Origin of the sequence: Mesorhizobium sp. J8 (assembly GCF_016591715.1) — a bacterium.
Classification (GTDB): Bacteria; Pseudomonadota; Alphaproteobacteria; order Rhizobiales; family Rhizobiaceae; genus Mesorhizobium.
The window spans coordinates 3737422-3751802 of the sequence record NZ_AP024109.1; the positions used below are offsets into that span (position 1 = coordinate 3737422).

The 14381-nt window shown below is 64.4% G+C and carries 15 protein-coding genes; 5 read left to right on the forward strand and 10 right to left on the reverse strand.

Annotation, left to right across the window (positions count from 1 at the left end; all coding sequences use genetic code 11):
* Positions 1–35 precede the first annotated feature (35 nt).
* A complete protein-coding gene (locus MJ8_RS17980; RefSeq protein WP_201410164.1) occupies positions 36–1550 on the reverse strand; it encodes a leucyl aminopeptidase in 1515 nt (504 codons plus the stop codon).
* Between the two features lie 256 nt (positions 1551–1806).
* On the opposite strand from MJ8_RS17980, the gene MJ8_RS17985 reads away from it, so the two are divergent.
* Positions 1807–2709, forward strand: coding sequence for a LysR substrate-binding domain-containing protein (locus MJ8_RS17985; protein WP_201410165.1), 903 nt, complete (start codon positions 1807–1809; stop codon positions 2707–2709).
* 93 nt (positions 2710–2802) lie between these two features.
* On the opposite strand, the gene MJ8_RS17990 is transcribed toward MJ8_RS17985, so the two are convergent.
* The 3 genes from MJ8_RS17990 to MJ8_RS18000 all read right to left on the reverse strand — a co-directional run bounded on the left by MJ8_RS17990 (position 2803) and on the right by MJ8_RS18000 (position 5637).
* A complete protein-coding gene (locus MJ8_RS17990; protein WP_201410166.1) occupies positions 2803–3069 on the reverse strand; it encodes a hypothetical protein in 267 nt (88 codons plus the stop codon).
* A 315-nt stretch (positions 3070–3384) separates the two neighbouring features.
* A complete protein-coding gene (locus MJ8_RS17995) occupies positions 3385–4593 on the reverse strand; it encodes an MFS transporter (RefSeq protein WP_201410167.1) in 1209 nt (402 codons plus the stop codon).
* Between the two features lie 60 nt (positions 4594–4653).
* Positions 4654–5637 (reverse strand): AraC family transcriptional regulator, encoded by a 984-nt coding sequence (locus MJ8_RS18000; protein WP_201410168.1) that lies wholly within the window; start codon positions 5635–5637, stop codon positions 4654–4656.
* 138 nt (positions 5638–5775) lie between these two features.
* On the opposite strand from MJ8_RS18000, the gene MJ8_RS18005 reads away from it, so the two are divergent.
* A complete protein-coding gene (locus tag MJ8_RS18005; protein WP_201410169.1) occupies positions 5776–7611 on the forward strand; it encodes a monovalent cation:proton antiporter-2 (CPA2) family protein in 1836 nt (611 codons plus the stop codon).
* 9 nt (positions 7612–7620) lie between these two features.
* Entirely contained in the window at positions 7621–8169 is a 549-nt protein-coding gene (locus tag MJ8_RS18010; protein ID WP_201410170.1) for a DUF924 family protein, read from the forward strand.
* Between the two features lie 7 nt (positions 8170–8176).
* On the opposite strand, the gene folK is transcribed toward MJ8_RS18010, so the two are convergent.
* Genes folK through folP form a run of 3 tightly spaced genes read right to left on the reverse strand, consistent with a single transcriptional unit; the run spans position 8177 to position 9889 of the window.
* Positions 8177–8689, reverse strand: a complete 513-nt coding sequence (folK, locus tag MJ8_RS18015) for a 2-amino-4-hydroxy-6-hydroxymethyldihydropteridine diphosphokinase (protein ID WP_201410171.1) — start codon at positions 8687–8689, stop codon at positions 8177–8179.
* Positions 8673–9032 carry a dihydroneopterin aldolase gene (gene folB / locus MJ8_RS18020; RefSeq protein WP_201410172.1) on the reverse strand — a complete coding sequence of 120 codons (360 nt, stop codon included), beginning with the start codon at positions 9030–9032 and terminating at the stop codon, positions 8673–8675. Before folB ends, folK begins: the two co-directional genes overlap by 17 nt.
* Before the next feature lie 2 nt (positions 9033–9034).
* Entirely contained in the window at positions 9035–9889 is an 855-nt protein-coding gene (gene folP / locus MJ8_RS18025) for a dihydropteroate synthase (RefSeq protein ID WP_201410173.1), read from the reverse strand.
* Positions 9890–9973: 84 nt separating this feature from the next.
* Here folP and MJ8_RS18030 point away from each other — a divergent pair, with 84 nt between their 5' ends.
* Positions 9974–10594: a DUF922 domain-containing Zn-dependent protease gene (locus tag MJ8_RS18030; protein WP_201410174.1), complete on the forward strand. Its 621-nt coding sequence runs from the start codon at positions 9974–9976 to the stop codon at positions 10592–10594.
* Positions 10595–10800: 206 nt separating this feature from the next.
* Complete coding sequence (locus MJ8_RS18035; protein WP_201410175.1) at positions 10801–12285, forward strand: MDR family MFS transporter; 1485 nt, start codon at positions 10801–10803, stop codon at positions 12283–12285.
* A 60-nt stretch (positions 12286–12345) separates the two neighbouring features.
* On the opposite strand, the gene MJ8_RS18040 is transcribed toward MJ8_RS18035, so the two are convergent.
* The 3 genes from MJ8_RS18040 to MJ8_RS18050 form a co-directional block, all read right to left on the reverse strand.
* Entirely contained in the window at positions 12346–13377 is a 1032-nt protein-coding gene (locus MJ8_RS18040) for an NAD(P)/FAD-dependent oxidoreductase (RefSeq protein ID WP_201410176.1), read from the reverse strand.
* A gap of 91 nt (positions 13378–13468) precedes the next feature.
* Positions 13469–13789, reverse strand: a complete 321-nt coding sequence (locus MJ8_RS18045; protein ID WP_040981161.1) for a 2Fe-2S iron-sulfur cluster-binding protein — start codon at positions 13787–13789, stop codon at positions 13469–13471.
* A 203-nt stretch (positions 13790–13992) separates the two neighbouring features.
* A complete protein-coding gene (locus MJ8_RS18050) occupies positions 13993–14361 on the reverse strand; it encodes an Hpt domain-containing protein (protein WP_201410177.1) in 369 nt (122 codons plus the stop codon).
* Positions 14362–14381: the final 20 nt, after the last annotated feature.

Here is a 14381-nt window from a genome sequence, read left to right on the forward strand (position 1 = left end):
GCTCCCCGTGTGGTTGAAGACATTCTCGTTGTCCCCTAGTTCGCGGCCCGGCCGGACTGCACCCACTCTTCCAGCATCTGCACCCCGAAGGCCGTGGCGCCTTCGCGGCCCAGCGGCCGGTCCTTGTCGGCCAGTTCCTTGCCGGCGATGTCGAGATGCACCCAGGGACGGTCCTCGGTGAAATTCCGCAGGAAGGCCGCGGCATAGGGCGCGTCGCCGTCTTCCATGTCCTTGGCGTGGTGCCTGATATCGGCGAAGGGCGATTGCAGCCCCTCGTCATAGGCACGGTCGAGCGGCAGCTGCCAGAACCGCTCGCCGACCTTTTCCCCAGCCGCGATCATGCGCGAGGCGATTGTGTCGTCGGTGCTGAACAGGCCGGCGAAGACCGAGCCCAGGCCGCGCATCACCGAATAGGTCAGCGTGGCCAGATCGACGATCACCGACGGGTTGAAGCGCGAGGCGGCGTAATAGAGGCAGTCGGCCAGGATCAGCCGGCCTTCCGCATCCGTGTCGAACACCTCGACGGTCTGCCCCGACGCCGTCGTGATGATGTCGCGCGGCTTGAGCGCGGTGCCCGACGGCATGTTCTCGGCAATGCCGAGCACGCCGACGGCGTGCACCGGGCTGCCTTGCCGGGCGAGCGCGATCAACAGGCCGACCACGGCGGCCGCGCCGCCCATGTCGGCCTTCATGTCGAACATCTGCTCGCCGCGCTTTATGCACAGGCCGCCGGAATCGAAGCAGACGCCCTTGCCGACAAATGCCAGCGGCTGCGCCGGAGCGCCCTTGCCGCGATAGCGCAGGACCGCGACGCGCGGCGGTCTCACCGAACCCGAGCCGACTGCCAGGATCGCGTTCATGCCGAGCTCCTTCAGCCGCGCGGCATCGAGGATCTCGACATCGATGCCGGCCTCGCGCAGCGGCTCCAGGTGATCGTGGAAATTGTCCGGGTGGAGATGGTTCGGCGGCAGGTTGACCAGCGTGCGCGCATATTCGACGCCGTCGGCGATCGCGTTGACCCGGGCCAGCGCCGCCTTCAACTCCGGACGGGCCGCGCCGATCAATTGCACCCTCAGCGTTCGGTCAGCTCCGGCCCCTTGCCGCCGGTTGCGCATGTCGAAACGATAGCGCCGCAGCCGCATGCCGAGCGCGACCCGCGCCAGGATTTCCGGGGCGGGCAGATCGACGCCCACCATGGGGTCCAACACCAGAGTGGCCGCGCACTCGCCCTTGCCTTCCAGATGGGCGGCAAGCGAACCGCCCGCCCGCGTCAGCGAAAGCGTCGTAACGGCCTCAGCCCTGCCCAAAGCCAGCACCACGACGCGGCGGGCGGACATGGCCTTGGGAGCGATGACGTCGACGCAGGCGCCGGATTCCTCAAGAGCGGCCGACTCGGAACACGCACGGGACAGGATCCCGTCCATCTCGGCATCGAGCGTCGCTGCCCGTGGCCCAAAACCTGTTTGAGCGGTTTGCAGGATCACGACGACGGAGGTTTCCGCGGAAATCTCGTCCGCCGTCTCGAAGACCGGCGCCGGCGACTGAGGCATAAAAGCTCGTTCTCCCATTTGCGGGCGCTCCGAAGGCCAGCCTGCGCCATGCGCAAAGCTTCGCCGGCCAGCGGTGGAACCGGTCGCGCCGGTCTCCGCCGCTGGTGCAACGGCATCGGATTGCCCAAATAATCGTTTTCGGATGGCGACTTAGTCGCTCTTGCCTTTTGGGTATCCCTGAACCGGCCAAGCGATCAAACGCCAATTTTACCCAAGTCGATTGACAAAAACTCAACTGACATTTCATGATCGGTGAATGGCCCTGCCCTCACTCAATGGCATGCGCGCTTTCGAGGCCGCCGCGCGTCTCGGCAGCATCAAGGATGCAGCGGAAGAGCTGCATCTGACGCCCTCGGCCGTCAGCCGCCACATCCGCGCGCTTGAAAGAAACCTCGGCCAGGACCTGTTCGAACGTGGCTTTCGCCAGATCACCCCGACCATCAGGGGCTCATACTATGCGCGCTCTCTCTCGGAGGCATTCGAGGCCATCTGGCGCGCAACCGACGATGTCAGCTTCGTCGATGCGCCGGGGCACGGCAGGACCCAGCGTGTCAGGGTGCTCTGCGTGCCGGCCGTCCTGAACCTTTGGCTGGCCGACCGGTTGCCGAATTTCCGCAAGCTGCACCCGTCCGTGGACCTGGAGATCTCGACGTCCGGCAAGCGCGCCAATTTCGATTTGGCCATTGTCGACGAGTTCGTCTACAAGGCCGGTCCGGCACTCACGCTGCTGATCCCGCTGGTCCTGACCCCAGTCTGCGCGCCCTCGCTGCTCGACGGACCCGTGCCGCTCAGAACGCCCGCCGATCTGGTCAATCATCACCTGATCCACGAATGCGAAAGCATGCGCTGGCGGCGCTGGCTGGAGCAGGAGGGCGTCCTCGACGCCACGCCCAAATCCAGCACGACGCTCGATGACTGCACCTTGATCATGCGCGAGGTGATAAACGGCGCGGGGATCGCTCTGGCCGACACCATGATGGCGCAGGACCTTCTGCAGCAAGGCAGGCTTGTCGCCCCCTTCAGCGCCCGCCACACCTATCCCGCCGGCATCTATCTGCACCAGCGCCGCAGCATCGGAAACAAGCCGGGCACCGGCCTGTTCCAGGACTGGCTGCTCGCCGAGATCGCCGACCACAAGCGGATCATGGGTATCGCGTAGCGTATCCCGGAAAGGCGTGCCGACCGAAGCGCCGCGCAAGAAAAAAGGCGGTGGCCGCCCGGCCACCGCCTTCGCATCTGTCGACGGCTGGGCTCAACCCTTGATGGTGGCGGTCAGCTCGTCATAGGCCTTGCAGGCTTCATCGAGCGTCGTCGCGCCCTGATACTTGGCCGTCACGGCCTGCACCTTGGCGGTCAGGTCGGCCGCCTTGCTCGGATCCTTGGTGATCGCTTCCTGGAGGGCAGCAGCCATGTCCTGCGCCTTCTTGGCGGCGATTTCCTGCGTGCATTCCGGCCCCTTGGAGCAAGCCGAGCCGGCCAATGCCGCAACACCAACGGCAACGAGCAAAAACTTCTTCATGTCAATCATCTCCTCAAAAAAGGCAGCCGCCCATCGCGGCTGCCTCCAATGGCCGAAGCCGAGCGTGCCATAACCTCTGATTGTGGCGGCGCGCAACGATCGGGCCGCATAAACTTGTGTAACGAGGCTGCAATATCGCGACGCTCCGAGTTCAGGCCGCCCAATGCATGTCGCATGGGACCGTTCGACGCGAGGCGGTCGGATCGACTCGGAAAACGCAGGGCGGTTTGCCGTCCGGAACTGCATGAAAACAAGAGATGAAGCGTCTCTCGTTTTCGCGAAACGGTGAGACGCTCCAGGTCAACCGGAACAAGTTCAGCTGCGTGGCTGTAGCAGCGCCAGCACGACCGTCGAGGCAGCCAGGATGACGGTAATGGTCAGCGGCCCGGAGGCACCATAGGTGTCCACGACATATCCGCCGAGAACCGCTCCGATAGTTATGGCAACCTGGAAAGAGACGACCATTAGGCTACCCGCAGCTTCAAGCGCATCAGGTGCCGCGCGGGACAGATTGGTCGGCAGCACCACTGGTGCCATGCCGAATGCCAAGCCCCAAAGCGTGACAAATCCGAACGCCACTGCGATGTGCACGCCCCAAAGCACCAATGCCAGAGCCGCAAACGCCATCAGCGCCGCCGTGCCCACGAGTGCCGTGCGGATATTGGCGTCGGCCATGCGGCCGCCGGCAACGTTGCCGATCACCGCGGCGATGCCAAATCCGAGCAGGGCCATGGCAATTGGTCCGGTTGCCAGGAGCGTCACATGTTCGAGGAAGGGGCGGACATAGACTGAGCCGGCAAAATGCCCTGTCATCAGCAAAAGGATGGCCAGCATGCCGAGCTGAATGCCACGCCGCCGTGTCAGTCGAAATACATCCGCAAGACTGTTGCTGGCTGTGGCAGGCAGGGTCGGCAGGCTGAGCAACTGCAGCAGCAGGGCAATCAAGGCCAGCCCCGCTGTCAGCGCCATGGCGCTGCGCCATCCCAGCCAGTCGCTGATCAAGGCACCCGCCGATGGCGCGGCAATGGTGGCAAGCGACACGCCGAGGGTGACGATGCCCATGCCCCGACCTGTCGCATTGGCGCCAACCAGCCTGGCCACGACGGCAACCGAGAGTGCCCAGAATGCGCTGAGAGCGATTCCGAGCCCGGCCCGGCCCAGCAGCAGCAGCCAGAAATTGGGCGCCAGCGCTGCAAGAAGGTTGGAACCGATCGCCAAGGCGCTGAGGCCGACCAGCACCGTCTTGCGGTTCAGTCGGCCGATGAGGACATTGCTCAACATGGCCGTCACCGCGCCAACCGAAGCGGTGGCGGTGACGACCTGCCCGGCCGTTCCTTCGCTGATGCCGAGATCGCGCGCCATTGGCGTCAGCAGACCTGCCGGCAGGAATTCGGCCGACACCAGGGCGAAGCTGGTGGCAGCCAACGAAATGACCGCGAACCAGGTGGCCGCGTTCCACGCGGTTGGCGCTGCGGCATCGAGGTCCAATGCCGCGTCTTCAAGCTGTAATGTTGTGTCTGTCACTGAAAGATCTCCAAGGTCTGGAGATCTTAGATAGACGAGTTCCTTCGGATGATATGTATCTTAAAATCCGAAATTCATATCCGTTCGTCCGGAAATTGTGCGACGCACAACGCCTGGCGAGACATTGGTGATGCGTTTGAAAGCGCGCGCGAAGGATGCTTCGCTATCATAGCCCAAACGGGTAGCGACCTCGGCAACCGACAAGCCGTTTTGCCCCAGCAGCTCGCGGGCAAGCTGCATGCGCAGACGGGCGAGATAGCGGGCAGCCCCCTCTCCTAGTACAGCGCTGAAGCGCTCGGCGAAGATCGAGCGTGATTGGCCCGCGAGGCCGGCAAGGCTTTCCAAGGTCCAGTTGTGGCCGGGGTCTCGGTGCATGGCTGCCAGCGCGCGGCCGATATGGGGGTCGCGGATGGCGGCGAGCCAACCGGTGGTCGAGGCTCCAGTGCAATTGACCCAGCAGCGGATGAGCCGGGCTGTCAGCAAGTCTGCCATTCGAGACAGAATCGTGGCGCTGCCCATCTGCGGTTGCGCGGCTTCTGCCGTCATGGCCGCCAGCAAAGGACCGACGACCGGATCGTTGCCGGCGACGTCGCAGCCTTTGATGATCGGCGGCATCAGCGCGATCAATGGGTTGAGCGCACAGACGCCCAAGGCCATGGAGCCGCAGAAAAGGGTGCTTGTCGCGCCCGTCCCTTCCCGCACCACCTCGCAGACATTGCTTCCCAACTTGGTCACCTGGCAGCTCTCGAGCGAGTCGCCGACAACGTCCGGCGCACTGGCCAGCCGATGGGCGATGCCTTGCGGCAGCAGCACCAGGTCGCCGTCGCGCAATTCCTGCCAGCCTTCCGCTTCGGTATAAATCCAGCATGGACCTTGGCCGACAAAGTGAAAGCGAAGCAGCTTTTGTTCCGGAAAGGCGATGCTCCATGGATGTCGCAGTTCGCAGCGGCCATAGTTGACCCCGCTCAAGCGAAAGTCCTGCAGGACCTCGCTGAGCGCATCCATGGGGATATGTGAAGGCGAACTGGACGAACGGTCAGGCATTTGGCGATTATAGATGCCGAACGTCCGGCACGCAAGCGAAGGCCGCCACAACCCGTCCTACGCTTCCTGGCAGTCCGCCCGCCCTTGCCTCCCGCTCCCGGGGCATGCAAGGAGTGGTCAAGTAACGGGATGACAGGCATGGCGGTTGAAGCGTCGAGCAGCGATCTGGTGCAGGTGGTGGCGCTGCTCGCCGCGGGCGTCGTCGCCGTGCCGATCTTTAAGCGCATGGGCCTGGGCTCGATCCTCGGCTATCTCGCCGCCGGCGTCGTCATCGGCCCGTTCGGCCTGCGCATCTTTTCCGAATCGGAAGCGATCCTCCACGTCGCCGAGCTCGGCGTCGTGATGTTCCTGTTCATCATCGGCTTGGAGATGCAGCCTTCGCGGCTCTGGGGACTGCGCCGCGAGATCTTCGGACTGGGCGCCTTGCAAGTCGGCGTCTGCGCGGTGCTTCTGACCCTGGTCGGACTGGCGGGAGGCTTTCCGATCGCGCAGTCCTTCGTCGCCGGCGCCGGCTTCGTGCTGACTTCGACGGCGATCGTCATGCAGTTGCTTGAGGAGCGCGGCGAGATCGCCACGCCTAAAGGCCAGCGCATCGTCTCCATCCTGCTGCTCGAAGACCTGATGATCGTGCCGCTGCTCGCGCTGATCGCCTTCCTCGCGCCCGGCGGCGCCGAGACCAGCCTCTCGGAGCGGCTGACCGAAGTCGGCATCGGCATCGCCGCAATCGTCGGACTGGTCGTGGCCGGCCGTTACCTGCTCAATCCGCTCTTCCGCATCCTGGCGGACGCCCGCGCCCGCGAAGTGATGACCGCCGCGGCGCTGCTGGTGGTGCTGGGATCGGCGCTCGCCATGCAGCTTTCCGGCCTCTCGATGGCGATGGGCGCCTTCCTTGCCGGCGTGCTCCTTTCGGAATCGACCTTCCGCCACCAGCTCGAAGCCGATATCGAACCGTTCCGCGGTATCCTGCTCGGCCTGTTCTTCCTCGCCGTCGGCATGTCGCTCGACCTCGGCGTCGTCGCCCAGAACTGGCGGCTCGTCGCCATTTATGTCGTCGCCTATATGGTCATGAAAGCGATCGGCATCTACGCCGTCGCGCGCATCCTGAAGAGCGGCCACCGCGAGGCGCTCGAACGTGCCGTCTTCATGGCGCAGGGCGGTGAGTTCGCCTTCGTGCTCTACTCGTCCGCCGCCGCGGTCGGCATCATCGACGGCCAAGCCAACGCCACGCTGACCGCCATCGTCATCATCTCGATGGTGCTGACGCCCCTGGCGATCATAGCGCTGCGCTATCTCACCCCGCGCGACGAGCAGTCGCTCGACGGCGTCGACATCGCCGAAGGCCTCACTGGCAGCGTGCTGATCATCGGCTTCGGCCGCTTCGGCCAGATCGCCAGCCAGCCGCTGCTGCTGCGCGGGCTGGATGTCTCGATCATCGACAACGAGGTGGAGATGATCCAGGCGGCCGCCGATTTCGGCTTCAAGGTCTATTATGGCGACGGCACCAGGCTCGACATCCTGCACGCGGCCGGCGCCGGCCGGGCCCGCGCGGTTCTGATCTGTGTCGACAAGCCGGATGCAGCGGTGCGCATCACGCAACTGATCAAGGCCGAATTTCCTTTGGTCACCATCCTGGCGCGCGCCTTCGACCGCGGCACCGCGCTGCAGCTCGTGCGTGCCGACGTCGACTATCAGCTGCGCGAGACCTTCGAATCGGCGCTGGTCTTCGGCGGCTCCGCGCTGGAGGCGCTGGGCGTCGATCCGGAGGAGGTCGCCGAGGTCATCGAGGACGTACGGCGACGCGACGAAGCGCGCTTCGAGACGCAGCTGGCCGAAGGCGTGCGCGCCGGCCAGCGTTTCCTCAAGGGCAATATCGGCACGCCGATCCCGACGCCGCTCACCCAGCCGCGCCGCGCCGGCCGGGCGCTGAACCAGGAGACCGCCGTCGTGCTGAATCAGGCAGAAACTAAGAACTGAAGGACAAGCATGGCAGAACTCGATCCGCGAGCTCTTTCGGTCACCAAATTCTGGCGTGATGCCGGCGAGGACGCCTGGTTCGAGAAGAACGACGTCTTCGACGCGGATTTCCGCAATCGCTTTCTGGAGTTGCACTACGCCGCCGCGCGGCGCCAATGCGACGACTGGAATGCGCATGCCGAAGGCTCGCTGGCGCTGATGATCCTGCTCGATCAGTTCCCGCGCAACTGCTTCCGCGGCAGCGGCCACATGTACGCTACCGACCCGCTCGCCCGGTACTTCGCCGACCGGGCGATCGCCGCCGGTCAGGACCTCGAGCTGGAAGAATCGCTTCGCGTCTTCCTCTATTTGCCCTTCGAGCATTCCGAATCGCTAGCGGACCAGCAACGGTCGGTCGAGCTGACGGCCGCTAGGGCGCCCGACTATCTGAAATATGCCGAGGAGCACCTGGAGATCGTGCGGCGCTTCGGACGTTTTCCGCACCGCAACCGCATGCTCGGCCGCGCGACGACCGCAGAAGAGCAGGCATTTTTGGACGGCGGCGGTTTTTCCGGCTGACCAGCCTTTACCCCAGCCACCACTCACGGCCTGACGACAGCCGCTCGATGCCGGAGGTATCGACGGCATTGAGCCTTTCCGACACGCTCCTGCCGCCCACCGAAAGCGCGGGCGCGATCTCGGCCAGGGGCGCCAGCACGAAGGCGCGCTCCAGCATGCGCGGATGCGGCACTTCGAGCCCGGTCTCGTGGATCACCCGGTCGCCGAACACCAGGATGTCGATGTCGATCAGGCGCGGCCCCCAGCGCTCCTCGCGCACGCGCTTCAGCCGCTTCTCGACGTCGAGGCAAAGGTCGAGCAGCGCGCGAGGCGAAAGGGCCGTCTCGATCGCGGCGGCTGCATTGAGGAAATCGGGCTGGTCGAGCTTGCCCCAAGGCGGCGTGCGGTAAAGCGAGGAGACGGCGGTGACGCGTGTCGCGTCGTCGCCGTCCAGCATGCGCAATGCCGCGCCCATTGACTTCGCCGGGTCGCCGAGATTGCCGCCGAGGCTGAGGTAGACGGCGCTATTCTGGCCAGACAACACTCACCTCGACATGATCGAGCACGCCCGGCACCGGAGCGTTCGGTTTGCGCACGGTGATCGCGGCCTTCTTGATTTGCGAGAATCGTGCCGTCAGGGCCTTCGCTACCTCCAGCGCCAGCGCCTCGATCAGGAAGCGGCGATGTCCGGTCACGATTTCCTCGATGACCGCGAAGGCGACGCCGTAATTGACGGTGTCCTCGATGGAATCCTCCGTCAGCGGCCGGCTGGGCTCGACCGTCAGCTCGGCATCGACGTAGAAACGCTGGCCAAGCGTCTCCTCCTCGTCCAGCACGCCGTGGCGGGCGAAGAAGGCGCAGTTCTTCATGCGGATGACGTACATGATCAGTGTCCGGGAGGAAGCTCGGTTTCGCGTCGCAGCATAGCATCGGTCAGCGCCAGCGCGTCCACGTTGATTGCGACATCGTGGACGCGAAACAGGTCGGCTCCTTTCAAGCGCAGGATGACGCTGGTGGCCGCCGTGCCGGCCGCCCGATCGCCAGGCTCGCGCCCCGTCGCGCTGCCGATGAAGCGCTTGCGTGAGGTCCCCGCCATCAGCGGATAGCCGAGCGCCTGAAGCTCGGAAAACCGCGCCATCAGGTCGAGGTTTTCCTCCGCCGTCTCCTTGGCGAAACCGAAGCCTGCATCGAGCACGATCTGGCTGTCGGCGACCTTGGCGGCGCGCGCGATCTCCAGCGATTTGCGCAGGAACAGGAACTGGTCCTCGATCACGTCGGCCAGCTTCTGCCGTTCGCGGCCGGTATGCATGATGACGAGCCCGGCCCCGGTCTCGGCGGCGACGCGCGCGATGCCGGGCTCGCGCTGCAACCCCCAGACATCGTTGACGATATGGGCGCCGGCGGCGACCGCCCGCCGCGCCGTGTCCTCGCGATAGGTATCGACCGAGATCAGCGCCTCGCCGGAAGCGGCGAGCGCGGCGATAATGGGCAGCACGCGCCCCTGCTCTTCTTCAGCTGTGATCGGAGCAAAACCAGGCCGGGTCGATTCCCCGCCGACATCGATCACCGCAGCGCCCTCGCCCACCATGCGGCGCGCCTGCTCCAGCGCCCTCTCGGGCGCGATGAACAGGCCGCCGTCGGAAAAACTGTCGGGCGTCACGTTGAGGATGCCGACGACGACGGCCTTCGGACCGAGGTCGAGATAGCGTCCATGCGCCAGCTGCCATCGCCTTGTCGTCATTGTCCATCAACCATGCGTGATCCGCGCGAAATCAATTCCGTTGCGCTGGCGACGGCCCTAAAGCAAGGTGCGTGAAGAGGCAATATGATGAACCGATCCCTGCTCTGCGCCCTGATGCTCGCATTGACCGCCATGCCGGCGGGCGCGGCCAATCTGGTGAAGACCTACAGCTATTTCAGCGTCGGCGGGCGCACGCTCGACGATATCCAGAACCAGCTGTCGAGAAACGGCCCCGAGGTGAAGAGCACCGGCTCGCGGCACCCGGGCGCCACGCAGATGGCCTTCACCACCCGGATCAGCTACGCGCAGAGCGCCGAGTCCTGCCGCATCGCCGATGCCGCCGTCACCGTGAAGGCCAAGGTGATCCTCCCCGAATGGCGGCGCCCGCGCAAAGCCGATCCCAATGTCAGGCTGTTCTGGGACACGCTGTCGGCCGACATCAAGCGGCATGAGGAACGTCATGTCGAGATCGCCAAGAACCATGCGCGCATGCTCGAGGACGCGCTGAAGGCTCTCCCCGCGCAAAAGACCTGCGAGGCAGCAAAGGCGAAGGCCGCCGCGATCCAGGCAGCCGAACTCGCCAGGCACGATCAGGACCAGGTGCGCTTCGACCGCGTCGAGAGCGTCAATTTCGAAAGCCGTATCCTTCGCCTGATGCGCTACCGGATGGAGCGCGTCGAAGCCGGGCAACTGCCGCCGCCTTGACCGGAAGCAAGCCGCCTCCGAGGCCAATTTCGCCCAAACATGGTACCAGACCGGGAAAACTTTCGAAGGGCGGTCGAAATCGGCCTATATCGAACGACATATAGCGGGGTCGAAACACTCGAACCGCCACCCACGATGAGAGACCAAGGCGCGACCGGCCAAAGCCATCTTGGCGCGCCAGGCATCAGCCTTTGAAAGAATGACGCATGGACCAGACCGTCGAGAACCAGGCGATGGCGCCGAAAGCTGCGCCGCTGATGAGCGAGAGCGAGAAGAATACGATCATCGGCGGCGTGCTGTTGTCGATGCTGCTGGCAGCACTTGACCAGACCATCGTTGCCCCCGCTCTGCCGACGATCGCGCGCGCGCTCGGCCATGCCGAATATCTGCCATGGATCGTCACCGGCTATCTTTTGACCGCGACGGCGGTGGCCCCGCTCTACGGCAAGATCTCCGATGTCTATGGACGCCGGCCGGTCATCCACGCCGGCATCCTTATCTTCCTGTTCGGGTCGCTGGTCAGCGCGCTTGCCCCCAACATGCTGGTGCTGGTCATCGGCCGCGCCATCCAGGGCGCCGGCGGCGGCGGTCTCTTCGCCCTGGCCCAGACGGTGATCGGCGATCTCGTGCCGCCGCGCGAGCGCGCCCGCTACGCGGCCTGGATCTCCGGCACCTGGGCAGTGGCCAGCGTCGCCGGTCCGCTGCTCGGCGGCGTCTTTGCCGAGCACCTGCACTGGTCGTTGATCTTCTGGATCAACCTGCCGATCGGCTTCCTGGCCATGGCGATCGTCAACAACCCGCTGAAAAAGCTGCCGATCGCGGCCAAGCATCACCGCATCGACGGGCTGGGCGCGGTGCTGTTGGTCATCGCGACCGCGCTGCTGCTTCTGGCGCTCAGTTGGGGCGGCAGCACCTATCCCTGGTTCTCATCGGAGATCATCGGATTGGTGGCCTTCTCGGCCGTGTTCTGGTTCTTCTTCGCGCTGAGACTGCTGAGGGCGGTCGAGCCCCTGGTCTCGCTAGAAGTGCTGGGCAACCCGATCGTGCTCGCCGGCACGCTGTCGATGTTCCTGTTGCAGGCCGCGAATATCGGCGCATCGGTCTACCTGCCGGTCTATCTGCAGTCAATCGTCGGGCTTTCGGTGAGCGAATCCGGCACGGCGATGCTCGGCCTCCTGCTCGGCACGGTTGCCGGCGCCGCCTTCAGTGGCCGCATGATCCCACGTTTCGTCCACTACAAGCGCATCGCCATGATCGGCCTCAGCCTGGCAATCCTGTGCATAGGCCTGCTCAGTGCCATTGCGGGACACGCCTCGCTGCTCGAGGTCGAAATCCTGACCACGCTGATCGGCGTGGGCAGCGGCACGACCTTCCCGGTCGCTACCGTCTCGGTCCAGAATGCGGTCGACCGCGCGCATCTCGGCGTCGCGACGGGCGTGCTGACCTTCCTGCGCACGCTCGGCGGGGCGCTGGGGGTCGCCATGCTCGGCGCCGTCGCGCTGGGTTTTGGCCTGCCCTTGGCCGCCGAAGGCTCGCAGACGCACGTCCAGTTGGCCTCGGCATTGCCGTTCGTGATGATCTTCCTCACCGCCGGCATCACGCTTGTGCTTGCGCTGATCACGCTGGCCCTGATGCCGGAAAAGGAACTGCGCGGCCACGACGAGCACGTCGCGCCCGTGCTTGCGGAGTAGATGGCCTGAAGGTGTGTTGAGATTCAGGTCAGGCCGGCATCACCTGAATATCAATATACCTTAATCGTGGACGCCGAGCTTCTTCTGCAAGCTTGTCGACGAGGTCGTGTACTGGAACACGATGCGCTCGCCCGGGCTGACGATGCGCTTGGCGGCCTGCGCCATCAACGCCACCTCATGGAAGCCTGACAGGATCAGCTTGAGCTTGCCAGGATACCAGTTGATGTCGCCCACCGCGAAGATGCCCGGGATCGACGTCTGGAACTTCTCGGTGTCGACCGGGATCAGGTTCTCGTGAAGGTTGAGGCCCCATTCGGCGATCGGCCCGAGCTTCATGGTGAGGCCGAAGAACGGCAGCATACGGGTGCATGGCACCTCGACATCGCCATCCGGACCGCCCTTGATGGTTGCCGATGACAGCTGGCCGCCGGCGCCGGCAAGGGCGCTGACCTGACCAACCAGGAATTCGAGCTGCTTCATCTCCTGCATGGCATACATCTTGTTGACGCTGTCGGGCGCGGCCCTGAATTCCGGGCGGCGATGGACCAGCGTCACGCTTTTGGCGATCGGCTGCAGGTTGAGCGTCCAGTCGAGCGCCGAATCGCCGCCCCCGACAATGACCAGGTCGTGCCCGCGAAAATCTTCCATGCGCCGGACGGAATAGAAGACACTCTTGCCTTCATAGTCCTCGATGCCGGGAATAGGCGGGCGCTTGGGCTGGAACGAGCCGCCGCCGGCGGCGATCACCACAATCTTGGCTTCGAACACCTCGCCTTCATCCGTGGCGACCCGGAAACTGCCATCCTCCAGCTTTTCAAGGCTCGACACCATGCGGTTGAAGGTGAACTCCGGCTCAAACGGATGGATTTGTTCCATCAGCTTGTCGACCAGCCCCTGTGCCGAGATCGTTGGCCAGCCTGGAATGTCGTAGATCGGTTTTTCCGGATAGAGCTCGGCGCATTGGCCGCCGGGACGGTCGAGAATGTCGATGAGGTGGCATTTCATGTCGAGCAGACCGAGCTCGAACACGGCGAACAGGCCGACCGGCCCGGCCCCGACTATGAGAACGTCCGTCTTGATGGTCTCAGTCATGCGCTGCGCCCTCTTTTGGCAATGAGCGAGACTGCATGAGCGCCAGCCTGCTGCCAAGCAGCCAGCGTGAAAGAAAATTGGAAAGTCGGCCTTAGCCTTGGCGTTCAGGCACCCTGACGATCAGGCCGTCCAGCGCGTCGCGCACCTTGATCTGGCAGGACAGGCGCGAGTTCGGCCGGACGTCATAGGCGAAGTCCAGCATGTCCTCTTCCATCGCCTCCGGCTCGCCGACCTCGGCCGTCCAGGCCTCGTCGACATAGACATGGCAGGTCGCGCAGGCGCAGGCGCCGCCGCATTCGGCTTCGATGCCGGGCACCGCGTTGCGGATCGCGTTTTCCATCACCGTCGAGCCGTTTTCGGCGTCCACGTCAAATCGGGTCCCGTCATGGGCGATGTAAGTCAGCTTGGTCATTAAAGTCACCTGAGGAGTCGCAGCCGAGATAATCACTCCACCGGACAAGTCAACTGCGGCGCGAAAGCGCCACGAAATGACGTTTTTCAAAAAGATAGTGCTAAGAGCAATTCCAGGAAAAGTGCGCAGCGGTTTTCCGCCCGGAATTGCGTAAAAATGAAGAGCTAGAACGGTTCAGCGATTCCGTGAAACGCTGAACCGCTCTAGCGGCTGATGCCGGCGATGAAATCGCGCACTTCCTCGATCAACGTGCCGAGCCGCTTGAGCGCGCGGACGTCCTCCGGCTGCTTTTCGATGATCGCCGCGCATTCGGCGACCGCAAAGGCGCCGATGCCTCGCGCAGAGCCTTTCAAGCCATGTGCCAGCAGAACCCGCTGCCGGGAGTCGGCGTCGGCGATCTGGTCGCGGACGCTGAGCGACTGGTGCACGAACAGCGCCAGCACCTCGCGTTCGAGGTCGCGGTCGCCCATTGTCTGACGCGCCAGATGGCCGAGATCCACAGGCCGGGCTCCGACCGTTCCGGAGGCATCTCCCCCCGGCATGGAAAACGCAATACCAGTTTCGCCACGCATACGCACTGAACTCCATCAAG